This window comes from Pseudomonas kuykendallii, from assembly GCF_900106975.1.
GTDB lineage: Bacteria > Pseudomonadota > Gammaproteobacteria > Pseudomonadales > Pseudomonadaceae > Pseudomonas_O > Pseudomonas_O kuykendallii.
In genome coordinates this window covers 49750-67153 of the sequence record NZ_FNNU01000002.1, presented here as the reverse complement: position 1 = coordinate 67153, position 17404 = coordinate 49750, and the positions used below count along the sequence as shown (strand labels likewise).

Genomic DNA, 17404 nt, shown 5'->3' with positions numbered 1-17404 from the left:
GATTCAATGCAGGAGTCCGTTCCATGAGCGACCGTTATTTCACCTTCGCCAATTCCGCTCTCGGGCAGAAGCTGGTGGCCTCCCTCGGCCTGCCCTCGCCGGTGCCGCTGGAACGCTGGAGTTCCGGGCGCGGGCGCCCGGTGGACGGCGCGCTGCTGCTCGGCGGCGATGGCACACTGGCCGCCGGCCTGCTGCCAATCCTGGCGAGGCTGACCGACGCGGTGTACACGCCGAACGCGGTCGCCGGCCTGCCGAGCTGGACCGCCGAGCACGGCCCACGGCTCAAGGCGCTGGTGTTCGATGCCAGCGCGATCGTCGACTGCGACCAACTCGTAGCCCTGCGCGACTTCTTCCAGCCCGCGATGAAGAGCCTCGCCGGCAACCCCCACGTGGTGGTCCTCGGACGGCCGCCGGAAACCCTCATCGATCCCTTCGCCGCCAGCGCGCAGCGCGCCCTTGAAGGCTTCACCCGCTCGCTGGGCAAGGAAATCCGCCACGGCGGCACGGTGCAGTTGCTGTACGTCGGCGAAGGCGCCGAAGACCAGCTGGAGGGCGCGCTGCGCTTCTTCCTCTCGCCGAAGAGCGCCTACGTCTCCGGCCAGGTGATCCGCCTCGCAGCCAGCGAGCAGAAGGTGCAGGACTGGACGCGGCCACTGGCCGGCAAGCGCGCGCTGGTCACCGGCGCCTCCCGCGGCATCGGCGCGGCCATCGCCGAAACCCTCGCCCGCGACGGCGCGGAAGTGGTGCTGCTGGATGTGCCCAAAGCGCAGAAGGAGCTCGACGCCCTGGCCGCGCGCCTGGGCGGCAAGGCGCTGGGCCTGGACATCGGCGGCGAGGAGGCGCCGCAGCGGCTGGTCGAGGCGCTGCCGGACGGCGTCGACATCGTCGTGCACAACGCCGGCATCACCCGCGACAAGACCCTGGCGAAGATGACCGACGAGCTGTGGAACTCGGTCATCGCGGTCAACCTCAAGGCGCCGCAGCGGCTGACCCAGGCGCTGCTGGAAAGCGGCACGCTGCGCGACGAAGGCCGCGTGCTGCTGGTGTCGTCCACCAGTGGTATCGCCGGGAATTTCGGCCAGACCAACTACGCCACCAGCAAGGCCGGGCTGATCGGCCTGCTGCAGGCCTGGGAGCTGGAGCTGGCCAAGCGCGGCATCACCATCAACGCGGTGGCGCCGGGGTTCATCGAGACACAGATGACCGCGGCCATGCCGCTGACCATCCGCGAGGCCGGGCGGCGGATGAATTCCCTCGGCCAGGGCGGCCAGCCGCAGGACGTCGCCGAAACCGTCGCCTGGTTCGCCCAGCCCGCTTCCGGTGGCGTCACCGGCCAGGTGCTGCGCGTCTGCGGACAAAGCCTGCTGGGCGCCTGAGGGGTCGACATGAACCAACCCTGGACCGAGTTGCACGCCCCACCCGCGCTGCCCGAGCTGTTCCTGCGCGCCGCCTTGAAGCGCAAGGTCAGCGGCCGCACGCTGCCCGAAGGCGGCCTGCGCTGCCCGGTCAGCGTGGAAGCGCGCCACCTCGCTGCCTACCGGCGCGTCTGCGCGTTCGCCGACGACGGCCGGCTGCCGCCGACCTACCCGCACGTGATGGCATTCGCCCTGCAGATGCGCCTGCTGACGGCGGACGACTTCCCCTTCCCGCTACTTGGCCTGGTGCACCTGGAAAACCGTATCCGCGTGTTGCGTCCGCTCGGCGGGCTGGGCCCGTTCCGCGTCGGCGTGCGCGTGGCCGATCTGCAGCCGCACGCGAAAGGCGCGCTGTTCAGCCTGCTGATCAGCCTCGACGACCAGCTCGGGCCGCTCTGGGAAGGCGAAAGCCGTTTCCTCAGCCGCGCCGCGAAGCTCCCTGGCGAACCGTGTGAGGCCGAGCCCCGCGCCGCGCTGGCGCTCGCCGAAGTCGACCGCTGGAGGGCGCCGGCGGATATCGGCCGCGCCTATGCGCGGGTCGCCGGCGACTACAACCCGATCCACCTCAGCGCCCTCAGCGCGCGCCTGTTCGGCTTCCCCCGCGCCATCGCCCACGGCCTGTGGCTCGAGGCACGCAGCCTGGCGGCGCTCGGCGATCGCCTGCCAGACGCCGGCTACGAGGTGCAGGTGCGCTTCAAGAAACCGCTGCTGCTGCCCGGCGAGCTGACCCTGCTGGCCAGCGCGCCGGGGGCCAGCGGCCAACTGGCGCTGCGCGGCGCGGACGACCTGCCGCACATGGACGGCGAGTGGTCGACGCTGCCCTAGCCGCCGGGCCACACGCCGAACCTTGCGCGGGCGGGCGCAACCCTCGAAGCTATGCGGCTCCAAGGAGCCCCGCATGAACCTCGAACAGCTCACCGCCCGTATGCACGCGATCCGCGATGCCAACGACTGGCGGAAATTCCACAGCCCGAAGAACCTCGCCATGGCCGCCAGCGTGGAAATGGCCGAGCTGGTGGAAATCTTCCAGTGGCTCGACGAAGACCAGTCGCGACAGCTCCCGCCCGACCAGCTCGAACATGCCGGCCAGGAAGTCGCCGACGTGGTTCTCTACCTGCTGCTGATGTGCACCGAACTGGGCATCGACATGGACCAGGCGGTGCGCGCCAAACTCGCCGACAACGAGCGGCGCTTCACATGAGCGACCGCCACTTCGACGCCCTGGCGACGCGCTTCGCCGAGAAGATCTACGGTGGTGCCAAGGGTGCGATCCGCCTCGCCGTGCTGCAGGCGGACCTCGCCGAAACCTTGCCGCAACGCCCGCTGCGCGTGCTCGACATCGGCGCCGGGCTCGGCCACATGGCGCTCTGGCTGGCCGAACGCGGCCATCAGGTGACCCTCGCCGAGCCGGCCCAGCCGATGCTCGACGGCGCCCGCCAGCGCTTCGCCGAGGCCGGTCTCGCCGCCACCTTCATCCAGGCGCCCTGGCAGGATCTGACCGAACGGCTGGAGGCGCCCTACGATCTGGTGGTCTGCCACGCAGTGCTCGAATGGCTGGCCGAACCGGCGGCGATCCTGCCGGCCCTGCGCCGGCTCACCGCCGACGATGGCTGGCTGTCGCTGGCGTTCTACAACAAGGACGCGCTGGTCTACCGCAACCTGCTCAAGGGGCATTTCCGCAAGCTGCGCAAGGCCAGCTTCGCCGGCGAGGGCCAGAGCCTGACCCCGCAGCGGCCGCTCGACCCACGCGAGCTGGCGGCGCAACTGCACGCCGATTGGCGGGTCGAAAGCACCAGTGGCGTGCGCGTGTTCCACGACTACATGCCGGCGGAATTCCAGGCCAAGGCCGACCCCGCCGACCTGATCGAGATGGAGCTGGCGCACCGCCGGCATCCGGCGTTCGCCGGGCTGGGCCGTTATCTGCACTGGCTCTGCCAGCCACGCTGAGAGGGCGTTCGTACGCCGCAGGAGATTGACCATGAAGCGTCGCTTCGCGTTTTCCGCCACCCTCGCCCTGCCCCTGGCGCTGCTGCTCGCCGGCTGCGCGAAGGACAACCCCTACACGGCCAGTTCCAACCCGCTGCCGCCGGCCCCGCCGCAGGCCACGGCAAATGCCTACGATGCCAGCGCCTATCCGGCCGCGCCGCGCGATTACGGCCGCTACCGCAACTGGAGCTGGGCGCAGGGCCGGCTGCCGGCGGGCAGCAGTTGGGCAACGCCCGAGCAGACGGCCGAAGCCGTGGCCGCCGGCCTCGACCGCCGCGGCCTGCGCCCGGCCCAGGCCGGCAACCCGGCCGACCTGCAGGTCAGCGCCGAACTGCGCGTGGAGCGCCGCGTGCGCCAGGTCTACGACGACTACGGCTATGGCGGCAACTACGGCGGCGCCTACGGGCGCGGTCCCTACGGGCGCGACTACTATGGCGGCTATGCCAGCGTGCCGGTCGTGCGCACCTACGAGGAACAGGTACTGGTGGTGCGCATCGAGCTGCTCGACGGCGCCAGCCGCCAGCCGGTGTGGAGCGGCAGCGCCGAGACGCGCGCCGGTGGCGACAGCCCGTCGGCGAACCGCGAGGCGCTGCGCGATGCGGTCAACCGCGCGCTGGAAAAATACCCGCCGTCCTGACCCCGTGCGCGGGCGTATCCTCGAACGATCAGGTTTTTTCGGAGAATCGATGATGTTCAAAGCACTGCTGTGGATACCCGCCCTGCTCCTGCTCGGCGCCTGCCAGTCGGTCCAGATCGACCGCGACTACGACGCCAGCCGCGATTTCGCCGCCTACCACAGCTGGGCCTGGCAGGCACCGGTGGTGCAGTACCGCCCCGACGATCCGCGGATCAAGAGCGACCTCACCGAACAGCGCATCCGCGAAGCGATCGGCACGCAGCTCGACCAGCGCGGCCTGCGTCCGGCGGCGGCTGGCTCTGCGGCGGACCTCAAGGTGCAGGCCTGGCTGATCGTCGACGAGCGCCGGGAGGAGGTCAGCACCAACTATGGTGGCTATTGGGGCGGTTACTGGGGCAACTACTGGGGCGGCCCGGCGATCAACCAGACGCGCACCATCGACTACAAGGTCGGCACCATCCAGATCGACCTGCTGGACGGCAAGGACGGCAAGCTGGTCTGGCGCGGCAGCGCCGAGCAGATCATGCGGCAGAACCCGCCCGGCCCGAACGAACGCGCCCAGGCGATCAACGACACCGTGGCCAAGGTGCTCAGCCAGTATCCACCGCGCTGAGCCGGCCCGGTCCGTTCGCCCCGAGACCCAGGAACAGGCTCTGACAGGAGAAACGCCATGGCCGATAATCCGCGCCCCGTCACGCTCGATGGCCGCCTTCCCGCCGAGGCCGTGGAATTCGTCGAGGCGCAGGCGGGTGGCTCGCAGCGCTATGCCGAAGCGCTGGCGGAGCTCGACGGCACGCTGCAACGCGAGGGCATCCTCGGCGTGCGCTTCGAACACGTCGGCAGCACCGCGGTGCCCGGCCTGGGCGGGCGGCCGTCGATCGACATCCTCCTGGTGCCTCCGCACACCCTGGACGGCGCCGACCTGGTCGAGCTGCTGCTCGGGCTGGGCTACCGCCAGCAGGGCGACGAGCTGGTGAGGCGTGGGCAACGCCTGCGGATTCTCGATCCGCAGCAGGCCCGCCAGGCGCTGCGGGTGCGCGACTGGCTGCGCCAGCACCCCGAAGACGTGGCGACCTTCAACGCGCTGAAACGCAAGCTGGTGGACAGCCCGGTCGCCGACGCGCAGGCCTACGAGCGCGGCAAGCAGGCGTTCTTCGCCACCCTCCTCGCCCTCGCCGATGCCGAAGAGTCGGCCGCGCATCCGCCGCGCTGAACGGGCACTTCATCCGAACGCGATGTCGCAAGGCTGGGGCATAATCCCCGGCCCTTTTCCCGACCGGAGTCCTTATGCCTTTCGCCTGGTGGCTGCTCGCCCTGCCCTTCGTCGCCGGTTCGGTCCTGACCCTGCAAGCCGGCATCAACGGCCTGCTGGCCAGGCAGGTATCCAGCGTCGCCGCGGCAGCCTTGATTTCCTTCGCGGTCGGCACCGCGCTGCTGTTCTGCATCACCCTGGCCCAGCGCGAACTGCCCAGTCTGAACATGCTCAAGGGGCTGAGCTGGTGGCAGTGGTGCGGCGGCTTCCTCGGCGCGTTCTTCATCGTCACCGCGGCGTTCGCCGGCCCGCGCGTCGGCGCGCTGCTGTTCATGGTGCTGGTGCTCGCCGGCCAGTTGAGCATGGCGGTGGTACTCGACCATTTCGGCTGGGCCGGCTTCCGCGAAGCGCCGATCAGCCTCGGCAAGATCGCCGGGCTGGTGCTGATTCTCGGCGGCGTGTGGCTGATCCGCCGCGGCTGATCGACCAGCCCGGGCACCTCGGGCCGGAGGTCTCCTGGGTGAACCCGCAAGGGCCGGTCAGAGGCGGAAACGTCCCACCTGCGTGCTCAGGTCGTCCGCCAGGCCACGCAGCACCTGGCAATCGTCGCGGCAACTGGACACCTCGCTGGCGGTGGCCTGGGCCAGATCGGCGATCCCCTGCACGTTGCGGTTGATCTCCTCGGTCACGGACGACTGCTCCTCGGTCGCCGCGGCCACCTGATGGTTCATGTCGCTGATCCGTTCGACCTGGTCGCTGATCGCACTGAGCGATTGACCGGTGCGCTGACTGGATTCCACGCCGGTGCCGGTCGCGGCCTGGCCGGCGTGCATCGAGCTGACCGCGGTGTCGGCGCCCTGCTTGAGGCGCCCGATCATCTGCTGGATTTCGTCGGTGGAAGCCTGGGTGCGGCTGGCCAGGGTGCGCACCTCGTCGGCGACCACGGCGAAACCGCGGCCCATTTCGCCGGCCCGCGCGGCTTCGATCGCCGCGTTCAGCGCCAGCAGATTGGTCTGCTCGGAAATCCCGCGGATCACCGCCAGCACCTGGTCGATGGAGCCGATCTGGGCCGCCAGATCCTGCACGGCGCGGGCGGCGCTACCGATCTCGGCGGACATCCTCTCGATGTTCGCCACCGACTGGCCGACCACGGTGCGCGCCTGGCCGGCCTCGTCATGGGCGCTCCGCGAGGCCTGCGCGGCCTGGCTGGCGTTGCGCGCGATCTCCTGCACGGTCAGCCCCATCTCGTGCACCGCCGTGGCCACCATGTCGGTCATCTGCTGTTGCTGGCCGGTGCGCCCGGCGGTGTTGTCCACCACCTTGGCGACGTGGCCGACCGCGGCGCGCAGTTGCGCGCTGGTCGCCAGCACGTCGCCGATCAGTTGCCGCTGGCTGCCGATGAAGCGGTTGAAGCCGCGCGCCAGATCGCCCAGTTCGTCCTTGCGGCTCTCGTCCAGACGCCGGGTAAGGTCGCCCCCGCCGCCACCGATCTCCACCAGCGCCGCGGTGACCTGCAGGATCGGCCGCACCAGTCCGCGCGCCAGGAGCACCACCAGCAGCAGCGACAGCAGCGCCACGCCGAGCCCGCTCAGGCTGGTCAGCAGCAGCGCCTGCCGCGCCGCGCCATACACCTGCGCCGCCGGCACTTCGCTGACCAGCAGCCAGCCGAGGCTCTTCAGCGGCCGCGCTAGGGCTAGGTAGTCCTCGCCCTCGCGGCTGAACGGGACTGCCTTGGTCGAGCCGCCGAGCAGCGCCTGCGCGGCCTCGGCGCCAACCAGATCGCGCAGCTCGCGGGTGTCGTTGAACTCGGCCTGCGGATGCACCTTGACCCGGCCGTCGGCGGCGACCAACAGCACGCGGCCGCGCTCGCCGAAGTGGAAGTCGCTGATCAGCTGTGACATCGCATCCAGGCCGAAGCCCAGCCCGGCGATGCCCAGCGGCTTGCCGTTCTGGCTGACCCGGTAGTTGATGAACAGCGTCGGCACACGGGTCGACTTGTCGATGTCCACCTGCACCGTGCGCTCGACACCCGAATCGAGCATCGAATAGAACCAGTCGTTCTCGGCCGGGCCGCGGCTGAGGGTGCGATCCAGGCCCTTCTCGGTGAAGTAGTGGCCGCTGCCGAGGGCGACGATGAAGGTGGTCAGCGCCTTCTGCTGCACCTGCACGCCCTTGAGGTAGCGCAGGAAGGCGTCCTGGCGCTCCGCCGCCTCGCCTTCGGCCAGCCACTCCCGGACCATGCTATTGCCGGCGATATCGCGCGCCGCGGTGACCGGTTCGGCGAGCAGCCGTTCGAGGTCGTTGCCGACCGCCGCCACGCTGGCCGGCAGGGCGTCCTCGACCAGCGCCTGTTCGGCCAGGCGGTCGACCACCAGCGAATAGATCGCGATCACGATGAGAATACTGACCAGCAGGGCGGCGCCCATGCTGAGGGTCAACTGCCACTGAATACTGCGTTGCCAGAGGCGCATGCATGACTCCTGGGAAAAACGGAAGAAGTGTTTGGGGGCGACAGGTCTCGGATTGTTCTTGTGGAGGCGCTATCGGCTGAATCGATGCAGCTCTTGAGCCAGTCCACCGGGAACGGATGAAAATCCGATGGCAGTCGCTCAGTCGAGCAGGCTGAACTCGACGCGCGCGGTCTGCCCGCTCTCGTCGAGCACGCTGAGCTGGTGATGGCCGGGACGGCTCAAGGTCGGGGTGAGGGTTTCCTCGCCCTGGCTTTCGCCCAGCGGCTCGCCGTCGAGGAACCACCAGCGCCGCCCGCCGCCGCCCAGCGCACCGAGGCGCAGCTGCAGTGCTTCGCCGCTGTTCGCCGGACGGCGTAGCTGGTCGCCCTCGCGCACGCCGACGATGGACAGCCCGGGCGCGGCGTCGGGCAGCTTCGGCGGGCAGCTCGGGTCGATCGCCGGAAGCCGCGCGGCACGCCGCTCGCGTCGCGCCAGCCAGGGTTCCAGCGGCGCCGGCCAGAGCGCCACCGGTTGCGCGCGGGCGCCGGGGCAATCGGCATCCACCCGCCGCCCGGCCGGATTCAGCCAGACCGTCTGCAACAGGCCCAGGCCAAGCGGCTGGTCGCCCGCCGCCAGGGTCGGCGGCGTGGTGCCGTCCAGCGTCCAGGCGAAGCGCTGGCGACGGCAGTTGGGGTCGCTCTTCACCAGGGGCTGGCCCAACGGCCAGCAGATCGCCGCGACGCCGACGCTCGCCGGCTGCGTATCGCCCGGCGGCGCCAGGCCGCGCTGCGCATCGCGGTTGACCAGGATGTCGTGCACCTGCAGCAGCAGGGGCGCTGTCGAGGCCAGGCCGAACTGGCCGGGCACCGGTGTGCCGTCGGGCCGGCCGATCCACACGCCGATCAGGTAGCGCGGGCCGACGCCGATGGCCCAGGCATCGCGAAAGCCATAGCTGGTGCCGGTTTTCCAGGCCAGGCCGGGGCGCTGCACCAGCTCGGAGCGCGGGTCGCGGTCCGGACGCGCCTGCCCGGCGAGGATGCGCCGCACGATCCAGGCCGCGCCGGGCGACAGCAGGCGCCGTTGGAGCAGCGGATCGTCGGGCTGGAAACGCAGCCGCGCCACTTCGCCGCCGCGGGCGAAGGCGCTGTAGCCGCTGACCAGCTCGTCGAGGCGGCTGCCGGCGCCGCCGAGAATCAGCGCCAGGTTCGGCTCGGCCAGCGCCGGCAGGGCCAGCGGCACGCCGACGTTGCGCAGCTCGCCGGCAAAGCGCTTCGGCCCGTAGGCTTCGAGCAGTTGCACCGCCGGCAGGTTGAGCGAGGCCGAGAGCGCCGCGCTGGCCGCCACCGGCCCGTTGAACCCGGAGGCGAAGTTGCCGGGACGGTAATCGCCATAGCGCCGCGGCACGTCCTGCAGCAGCGATTCGGAATGGATCAGCCCGGCATCCAGCGCCATGCCGTAGAGGAAGGGCTTCAGCGTGGAGCCGGGCGAGCGTTGCGCGGCGACCATGTCGACGTGGCCGAAGCGCGTGCGGTCGCCGAGGTCCACCGAGCCCAGGTAGGCGCGCACCGCCATGCTCTCGTGCTCGACCACCAGCAGCGCCGCCGAGGTGCGCTCCGGCAGCCGCGCGCGCCAGCCCAGCAGGAAGTCTTCCAGGCGCCGCTGCAGGGCGGCGTCCAGGGTGCTGCGGATCAGCGGCGGGCTGCCGGGACGATTCAGCCGCCGCGCCAGCAGCGGCGCCAGTTGCGGCTGCTCGCGCGGCGCCAGCAGGACGGGCTCCTGCAGGGCCTCGTCGACCGTCTGCGCCGGCCACACCGCGAACTGCCGCAGGCGCTGCAACACCTTGTCGCGCGCCGCCTGGGCCCGACGCGGGTGGCGGTCCGGGCGCAGCCGGCTGGGCGCCTGGGGCAGTACCGCGAGCAACGCCGCTTCGGCGCGGGTCAACTGCGCCGGCGGCTTGCCCAGGTACGTCCAGCTTGCCGCGGCGACGCCCTGCAGGGTGCCGCCGAAGGGCGCGCGGTCCAGATAGAGCCTGAGGATCTCGTCCTTCGACAGGTGCCATTCCAGCTGGGCGGTGCGCCAGACCTGGCGCAGCTTGCCGGCAAGGGTGCGCGGGTGCGGATCGAGCAACCGCGCCACCTGCATCGACAGTGTGCTGCCGCCGGACAGCACGCGGCCGCCGCTGAGGTTCTGCCAGGCAGCTCGAGCGACGGCCAGCGGATTGATCCCCGGATGCTGGTAGAACCAGCGGTCCTCGTAGGTCAGCAGCGCCTCCAGGTAATAGGGCGAAACCTCGTCCAGGCGCACCGGGTAGCGCCACACGCCGTTGGCATCGGCGAAACGCCACAGCGGCGTGCCGTCCTCGGCGAGCACCACGCGCGCCAGGTCGTCGCCCGGCAGCGGCAGCGGAAACAGGCGATCGGCCAGCCACAGGCCGGCGAGCAGCACCAGCAGCAGTCCGCCGCTTCGCTTGAGCCAGCGCGGCACGCGCCACTCAGCCATGCGCGACTCTCGCCACGCGTAGGGAACTCGCGAGCCTGCGCGACAGCCCAAGCCTCGAAGGAGCGCTTCGCCCACGGCGCGGCGCCTGCATGGACCTCACAGGGAACCTCATATGCAAGTAGATTTCTTCGAGACGCTCGGCCAGATGCTGGGCTCGCTGATCCGTTTCATCGTCGACAGCCTGGACTGGCTGTTCAGCCTGTTCGCCGTCGCCGGGCACAATTTCGTCGATGGCCTGGCCGCCGCGCTGGGCATGGACCGCTCGATCCTTAACATCGCCGCCCTGGTCCTCGGCCTGATCCTGCTGGTCGGGGCGTTCCGCGCCTTCTTCCGACGGTCGATCATCAGCGGCATCATTCTCCTGCTGCTGGCGCTCTGGTTGCTCAGCTTCATCATCAATTGACGCCCCGATGCGCCGCGCAGCATAGCGCAGCGGTGCATTGCGACCCACTGCAGCGGCACCGATTCACGCCGTGGCGGCAAGCCCGCCACGAGCGCTTTCGGGTAAACTGCGCCCTTCGCCTTTTCCAATAACGATCAGCCTGATGCCCAAGACGTTCCACGAGTTTCCCCGCGAGCGCCCGTCCACTCCCCTTCTCGACCGCGCCGCGACGCCGGAAGAACTGCGTCGCCTGGGCGAGGCCGAACTGGAAACCCTCGCCGACGAACTTCGCCAGGACCTGCTCTACAGCGTCGGGCTGACCGGCGGTCACTTCGGTGCTGGCCTCGGCGTGATCGAACTGACCATCGCCCTGCACTACGTCTTCGACACCCCGGACGACCGCCTGGTGTGGGACGTCGGCCACCAGGCCTACCCGCACAAGATCCTCACCGGGCGCCGCGAGCGGATGGCCAGCCTGCGCATGAAGGACGGCATCGCCGCCTTCCCGCGGCGCAGCGAGAGCGAGTACGACACCTTCGGCGTCGGCCACTCCAGCACCTCGATCAGCGCCGCCCTGGGCATGGCCATCGCCGCGCGGATGCAAGGCAGCGGGCGCAAATCCATCGCCGTGATCGGCGACGGCGCGCTCACCGCGGGGATGGCGTTCGAGGCGCTGAACCACGCTCCGGAAGTCGGCGCCGACATGCTGGTGGTGCTCAACGACAACGACATGTCGATCTCGCGCAACGTCGGCGGGCTGTCCAACTACCTGGCGAAGATCCTTTCCAGCCGCACCTACACGAGCATGCGCGAGGGCAGCAAGAAGGTCCTCTCGCGCCTGCCCGGCGCCTGGGAAATCGCCCGCCGCACCGAGGAGTACGCCAAGGGCATGCTGGTGCCCGGCACGCTCTTCGAGGAGCTCGGCTGGAACTACATCGGCCCCATCGATGGCCACGACCTGCCGACGCTGATCGCCACTCTGCGCAACATGCGCGACCTCAAGGGCCCGCAGTTCCTGCATGTGGTGACGAAGAAGGGCAAGGGCTTCGCCCCGGCCGAGGTCGACCCCATCGGCTACCACGCGATCACCAAGCTGGAGCCCGCCGACAGCTCCGCCGGCGTGGCACCGGCGGCGAAGAAGATCGCCGGTCCGAAGTACTCCGGCGTGTTCGGCCAATGGCTGTGCGACATGGCGGAAAGCGATCCGCGGCTGGTCGGCATCACCCCGGCGATGAAGGAAGGCTCCGACCTGGTGGCCTTCAGCGAGCGCTTTCCACAGCGCTACTTCGACGTCGCCATCGCCGAGCAGCACGCGGTAACCCTCGCCGCCGGCCTCGCCTGCGACGGCGCCAAGCCGGTGGTGGCGATCTATTCGACCTTCCTGCAGCGCGGCTACGACCAGTTGATCCACGACGTCGCGGTGCAGAACCTCGACGTGCTGTTCGCCATCGACCGTGCCGGCCTCGTCGGCGAAGACGGCCCGACCCACGCCGGCAGCTTCGACCTCGCCTACCTGCGCTGCATCCCCGGCATGCTGGTGATGACGCCGAGCGACGAGAACGAACTGCGCCGACTGCTCTGCACCGGTTATCGCTTCGAAGGTCCCGCCGCGGTGCGCTACCCGCGCGGCAGCGGGCCCAATGCGCGGATCGAGCCGGGCCTGGAGCCGCTGGAAATCGGCAAGGCGGTGGTTCGCCGCCAGGGCAGCCGCGTTGCCCTGCTGGTGTTCGGCGTGCAACTGACCGAGGCGCTTGCCGTCGGCGAAACCCTGGATGCGACGGTGGTCGACATGCGCTTCGTCAAACCGCTGGACGAAGCCCTGCTGCGCGAGCTCGCCGACAGCCATGAGCTATTGGTGAGCATCGAGGAAGGCAGTGTGATGGGCGGCGCCGGCAGCGCGGTGAACGAGTTCCTCGCCCGCGAAGGCCTGCTCAAGCCGATCCTCAACCTCGGCCTGCCGGATCGCTACGTCGAGCACGCCAAACCGGCGGAGATGCTTGCCGAATGCGGCCTCGACGAAGCCGGTATCGAAGCGGCGATCCGCAACCGCCTGGCGCGCTGAGGCAGCCGACTCCAAATCCGACGAACGGTTCACAACTTGCATCAGTTTCTGACCAAAACTGAGCGTTAGTGGACCGTCGATCGGCCGGAGTTTGTATGCAGCTGCGTAGCCACAAAATGGACTTCAAAGGTCGCGAGCGCCGCTGGCTGCCCTGGTTCGGCAAGACGGGCAAGCTGGCCATGCGCTGGTCCTGCCTGCTAAATGCGGGCCAGACCGCCCGGGTCGAGAAGACCTTCAGCGGTCTGGCCCAGACCCGAGTCGATCTGTTGCTTGGTTGGGCGCAACAGCATTGGCAGGCGCTCGAGCTACTCGGCTGCGGTCTGGCCACTTACTGGCCAGCCATCGAGGCCGATAGCCTCAGGCGCGCCCTGCCGCACATGCCCGAAGTCTGCGAGCTGTTCGTGGTCGACACCTCGGGTCGCATCATGGCTTCGACCCACGCCCCGCGCATCGGCACGCGCCATGATGCAGGGGCGCTCGCCGCCGGGCTGCGCGCCCCGTTTCTGCTGGGTCCCTACAGCGATGAACTGACCCTGCAGCTGGGCGCCACCACCTCGAAGTTCCACGATGCCGTCACCCTGATGTTCCATCAGCCGCTGAGCCATGACGGCCAGGTGGTGGGCTGCCTGTGCGCGCGGATACCCAACGATGTGATGAGCGATCTCATCCAGCGCGAGGCCGGCCACGTCTACCGGGATTCCGGCGACAACTACCTGTTCATGGTGCACAGCGCCTACAACCCGGCCATTGCCCCGGGCACCGCGCTGTCCCGGTCACGCTTCGAAGACGGCGCCTTCACCGGCGGCGAAAACCTGAAACAGGGCATTTCCACGCCGTTCGGCACCGTACAGGTGCGCCAACACACCGAATTCGAACTGCGCTTCACCGCGCCGGCGACGGGCGAACTGCACCCCGGCGTGCGGGAAACCATCCGCCATGGCAGCAACCTGTTCGTGCTCTACCCCGGCTACCCGGACTATCGCCACGTACCGGTGGTGGGCGCCGGGTTGACGCTGCGCCTGCCCGGCTCGCCGGACACCTGGGGACTGATGTGCGAAGGCGACCTGGAGGAGGTCTACCGCCAGCGCAGCCTGAGTGTTTCGCTGGCCAGCCAGCTGCTGACCGGGCTGGCGATGCTGGGCGGTCTGCAGTGGTGGCTGACGCGTCAGTTGCCCGATCTCGCCGCGCCATTGACCTTCGCCGCCGCCGGCGGACTGCTGCTGGCCTTCTGGGCGTTCAGCCTGCGCGCGCGGGCGCGCTCGCTGCAGGCGCTGTCGGACTTCTTTCTGGACACCGCCGAATGTGGCGCGCCACTGAGCAATCGCCTGGCGCTGGAGCGCTTCGCCAGTGACGAAGCGGGCACCCTCGCCGGCTGGGTGAACAGCTTCGTCGACAAGATGGACCACACCATGCAGGGCATCGTCACCGCCGGCAGCGCGCTGCACGAGACCTCCACCGGGCTGACGCGCACCGCAACCAATGCCGCCCAATGCGCCGCTCAGGGCCAGGCGGCGGCCGTATCCACCGCGCGCACGATGCTCGAGGTCAACCAGAGCATCGGCCAGGTCGCCCAGCACATCCGCGACGGCGAAAGCGCCTCGCAGCACGCGCTGAGCATGACGCGCAAGGGCGCCAGCGCCGTGCAGCACAACGCCGACGACGTCGCCCAACTGGCGGATCGCATCGAACAGTCGAGCCAGGCACTCGAAGCCCTCAGCCGGCAAACCGAGAAGATCCAGCACATCAGCGAGGCGATCCGCGGTATCGCCGATCAGACCAACCTGCTGGCCCTCAATGCCGCCATCGAGGCGGCGCGCGCCGGCGAAAGCGGTCGCGGTTTCGCCGTGGTGGCCGATGAAGTGCGCAACCTGGCCCGGCGCACCGCGCAGGCCACCCAGGAAATTGCCACGACGCTGGGCAGCGTGCGCCAGCAGACGCTGGACAGCCAATCGGCGATGCACAGCTGCCAGCAGGCGGCGCAAAGCAGCGTGGTCCGCTCGAGCGAGGCCAATGAGGCACTCGAACGCATCGAGGAAGAAGTGGCCGGAATGCAGGACCGCCTGGGCCAGATCAGCCAGGCCATGACGCTGCAAATGAGCCAGGTGCAGGCCGTAAATGGCCAGGCCCAGGCCATCACGGGTGCCGCCGAGCACAGCAGCCAGAGCGCCGGGGAAACCCTGCAGGCGGCACAGTCACTGGCGCAACTGGTACTCGACCTGCACAAGACCGCCAGCCGGCTCAGCCGCGAAGAGAAATCGGGCAGCGCCGCGCCCGGAGTGCCCTTGCAGACGGCGGCGCCCATACCTGGCCACGTGGCGCACTGAACGCCGGAATGAGCCAGGAGATCGATCGAGGCCCGCGAAAGCGGGCCTCTTCGTTCGTGCGGCCGATCGGATCAGATTTCCGGAGTCCAGGTCAGCGCCATGAGCGCGGTCCGGCCTTCGCTGCGGTAGGGGTAGAGACCGCCCTGGTAGGTGCCCTGGGCGTAGTCCTTGTCCAGCAGGTTATCCAGCTTGAGCGCCAGGTTCACTTCGGACGTCGCCTGCCAGTCGCCGCGCAGGCCGAGCAGCCCGTAGCCGCCGAGCGCAATGTCGTTGGCCGCATCGTCATAAACCCCGCTGACCGCGCGCCAGGTGGCGCCGATGCCGAAATCGCCGAAACGACGGTCCAGCGCCAGGCTCAGGGTGCGCTTGACGCGGCGCGGCAGGACATGTCCGCTGTCGCGGTCGCGGGGATCGGTCAGGCCCAGTGCGAGGTTGGCCTGCCAGCCGAACAGCTGATCGTCGAGGCTCGCCTCGAAGCCATTGATGCGGGCGTTCTGCACGTTCTGCGGGATGAAGTTCTCGTCCAGCACGATGGCGTCTTCGAGCTGGGTCCGATAGACGGAGACGTCGAGGTGGCCGCTGGTGCTGTAGTCGCTGCGCCATTGCAGTTCGTAGCTCTTCGAGCGCTCCGGTTTCAGGTCCGGGTTGGCGCTGGGAAAGCAGAAGCCGCCGGAGCAGAAATCCGGGTAGTAGAGGTCGTTGAAGGTTGGCGCGCGAAAGCCTTCGCTGTAGGACAACGTCAGGGCATTGGCCTGATTCAGCGGAACCGTGAGGGCGCCGTTCCAGGTGTTTTCGCTACCGTACTGCGCGTTCTTGTCGTGGCGCAGACCCAGCTCGGTGGAGAAACGCCCGGTCTGCAGGCGATGCTGGATGAACAGGCCCTGGTTCCAGCGCGTGCCCTCGATGAAGGCATCGGTGGCATGCAGACGCTCCTCGTACCAGTCGGCACCCACCAGCAACTGGTTGGCCTCGTTCAGTTGCAGGGTATTCACCCAGTTGGCCGAGTCGCGGAAGGTGTTGTAGGTGTAGAAGCTGCCATTGGCGACATCGTTCCTGGTGTCGCGCTTGTCTTCGCTGTGGCCGACCTCCAGGCGACTGCTCCAGCGCTCGCTGAGCGTGCCGTCGATGTAGGCGGAACCGCTGCTGAGGACGAAGTCGTTGTAGGGCCGGGTGTCGCCGAAGACGTCGTCAAACTCGTTCTTGCCGCGTTGATCCAGCAGAGTCGCGCCCACTTCCAGACGTTCGTTGAAGCGGTGCGACAGGCTCAGGCTCAGCGAGCGGTTGCGGTAGGCGTCGTGATCGCGATTGCCATCGAGCTCATCGGTGGTGGCATCGATGCCGGCGGTTTCGTCCAGCGCCGCCCCCAACTGGTAACGCGTTCTGCCATCGCCACCGGAGACGCCCGCACTGCGCTCAAAGGTGCCGCGCGAGCCGGCGGCGAGCCGCACGTAGGGATGGATGCCTTCGGTCTCGCCGCGACGGGTGAAAATCTGGATAACCCCGCCGATGGCGTCGGAGCCGTAGAGCGCGGAACGCGAGCCGCGCACGACTTCGATCCGCTCGATCTGGTCGGGGCTGAGGAATTCGATGCTGGCGGTGCCGCTGGAGGCGCTGGCGATGCGCTGGCCATCGACCAGCACCAGCGTCTGCGCGGTGGAGGTGCCGCGCATGAAGATGCCGGTCTGGCTGCCCGCACCTCCGGTGCTAACGATGTTCACGCCCGGTACGTACTGGAGGATTTCCGCGACGCTGCGGGCCTGCAGCCGCTCGATGTCGGCGCGGGTGAACACGGTGCTGGCGGCGGAGCTCTGGCTGCGCGCCTCGACGCTGCGATTGGCGGTGACCAGCAGTTCGTCGAGTTTCAGCGCGTCGTCCTGCGACGGGGTTTCGGCCAGGGCCGGCAGGGTCGGCAGCAGGGCCAGGGTCAAGGCGAGGCGGGAAAGCGTCATGGAAAATCCTCAAGGTCGGCGAGACGTTCGAGGAGGGCAGGCAGACGCGGGCCGCTTCGTGCGCGGGCCGACGCCTGATGGTGTCGCCCTCCGCAACACCAGTGGCATTCCGCCGTGGCCGGTCTCCGGGCTCTCGACGCGGCTCGCGCTCGCCTTCCCATGCATGCGCACAGTGGCCGTTGAGCGGAGTGCGATCCGGGCGGATCGCGGTCGATTACCGTTGCGGGGGCAGCGCCGGGTTTGCCCAGGAAGACTGGAGCGCACCGGCTTCCCGATTAACGCTGGCCATGCGGCCCGCGTACCTCGGCGGAAATGAAAACGTCGCGCACCTTAGTCGGCGCCTTCGAGGAAAACAAGGACGCTGCGTCGGCCCGGAGGCGGGATCTGGTCGCGTGGTAGCCGACGGAGCGGCTTCAGCCGGACTTCTTCGTCACCCTGCAGGAACTGC

14 protein-coding genes, 1 pseudogene and 1 riboswitch are annotated in these 17404 nt (G+C 69.2%); of the genes and pseudogenes, 11 read left to right on the top strand and 4 right to left on the bottom strand.

What is annotated here, in order from left to right; genetic code table 11:
* Positions 1-23 precede the first annotated feature (23 nt).
* From BLV15_RS05450 to BLV15_RS05415, 8 genes are all read left to right on the top strand, one after another.
* Positions 24-1376 carry a 3-oxoacyl-ACP reductase gene (locus tag BLV15_RS05450; RefSeq protein WP_090225362.1) on the top strand — a complete coding sequence of 451 codons (1353 nt, stop codon included), beginning with the start codon at positions 24-26 and terminating at the stop codon, positions 1374-1376.
* A gap of 9 nt (positions 1377-1385) precedes the next feature.
* Positions 1386-2240, top strand: a complete 855-nt coding sequence (locus BLV15_RS05445; RefSeq protein ID WP_090225360.1) for a MaoC family dehydratase — start codon at positions 1386-1388, stop codon at positions 2238-2240.
* Positions 2241-2313: 73 nt separating this feature from the next.
* Positions 2314-2616: a nucleotide pyrophosphohydrolase gene (locus BLV15_RS05440; protein WP_090225358.1), complete on the top strand. Its 303-nt coding sequence runs from the start codon at positions 2314-2316 to the stop codon at positions 2614-2616.
* Positions 2613-3362 (top strand): methyltransferase domain-containing protein, encoded by a 750-nt coding sequence (locus BLV15_RS05435; protein WP_090225357.1) that lies wholly within the window; start codon positions 2613-2615, stop codon positions 3360-3362. Before BLV15_RS05440 ends, BLV15_RS05435 begins: the two co-directional genes overlap by 4 nt.
* Positions 3363-3393: 31 nt before the next feature.
* Positions 3394-4038, top strand: coding sequence for a DUF4136 domain-containing protein (locus BLV15_RS05430; RefSeq protein WP_090225355.1), 645 nt, complete (start codon positions 3394-3396; stop codon positions 4036-4038).
* A gap of 52 nt (positions 4039-4090) precedes the next feature.
* A complete protein-coding gene (locus BLV15_RS05425; protein ID WP_090227340.1) occupies positions 4091-4651 on the top strand; it encodes a DUF4136 domain-containing protein in 561 nt (186 codons plus the stop codon).
* A 57-nt stretch (positions 4652-4708) separates the two neighbouring features.
* On the top strand, positions 4709-5251 hold the full coding sequence (locus BLV15_RS05420) for a GrpB family protein (protein ID WP_090225354.1): 543 nt from the start codon (positions 4709-4711) through the stop codon (positions 5249-5251).
* Positions 5252-5325: 74 nt separating this feature from the next.
* Positions 5326-5772 (top strand): DMT family transporter, encoded by a 447-nt coding sequence (locus BLV15_RS05415; protein WP_090225352.1) that lies wholly within the window; start codon positions 5326-5328, stop codon positions 5770-5772.
* Positions 5773-5829: 57 nt separating this feature from the next.
* On the opposite strand, the gene BLV15_RS22455 is transcribed toward BLV15_RS05415, so the two are convergent.
* The 3 genes and pseudogenes from BLV15_RS22455 to pbpC form a co-directional block, all read right to left on the bottom strand.
* Positions 5830-6558: a methyl-accepting chemotaxis protein gene (locus BLV15_RS22455; RefSeq protein WP_425438510.1), complete on the bottom strand. Its 729-nt coding sequence runs from the start codon at positions 6556-6558 to the stop codon at positions 5830-5832.
* A gap of 135 nt (positions 6559-6693) precedes the next feature.
* Positions 6694-7716, bottom strand: a pseudogene (locus BLV15_RS22450) (HAMP domain-containing protein); the annotation flags it as partial.
* Between the two features lie 183 nt (positions 7717-7899).
* Positions 7900-10239 carry a peptidoglycan glycosyltransferase PbpC gene (gene pbpC, locus BLV15_RS05405; RefSeq protein WP_090225350.1) on the bottom strand — a complete coding sequence of 780 codons (2340 nt, stop codon included), beginning with the start codon at positions 10237-10239 and terminating at the stop codon, positions 7900-7902.
* Positions 10240-10351: 112 nt separating this feature from the next.
* Here pbpC and BLV15_RS05400 point away from each other — a divergent pair, with 112 nt between their 5' ends.
* From BLV15_RS05400 to BLV15_RS05390, 3 genes are all read left to right on the top strand, one after another.
* Positions 10352-10642 (top strand): hypothetical protein, encoded by a 291-nt coding sequence (locus BLV15_RS05400; RefSeq protein WP_090225349.1) that lies wholly within the window; start codon positions 10352-10354, stop codon positions 10640-10642.
* A 142-nt stretch (positions 10643-10784) separates the two neighbouring features.
* On the top strand, positions 10785-12683 hold the full coding sequence (gene dxs, locus BLV15_RS05395; protein ID WP_090225347.1) for a 1-deoxy-D-xylulose-5-phosphate synthase: 1899 nt from the start codon (positions 10785-10787) through the stop codon (positions 12681-12683).
* 95 nt (positions 12684-12778) lie between these two features.
* Positions 12779-15007, top strand: a complete 2229-nt coding sequence (locus tag BLV15_RS05390) for a methyl-accepting chemotaxis protein (protein ID WP_090225345.1) — start codon at positions 12779-12781, stop codon at positions 15005-15007.
* Positions 15008-15078: 71 nt separating this feature from the next.
* Here the strand turns inward: BLV15_RS05390 and BLV15_RS05385 are convergent, their stop codons facing one another.
* The gene (locus BLV15_RS05385; RefSeq protein ID WP_090225343.1) at positions 15079-16956 is read right to left on the bottom strand and encodes a TonB-dependent receptor domain-containing protein; all 1878 of its coding nucleotides are present in this window, start codon (positions 16954-16956) and stop codon (positions 15079-15081) included.
* A 99-nt stretch (positions 16957-17055) separates the two neighbouring features.
* A riboswitch (cobalamin riboswitch) is annotated at positions 17056-17277 on the bottom strand.
* Between the last annotated feature and the right edge of the window lie 127 nt (positions 17278-17404).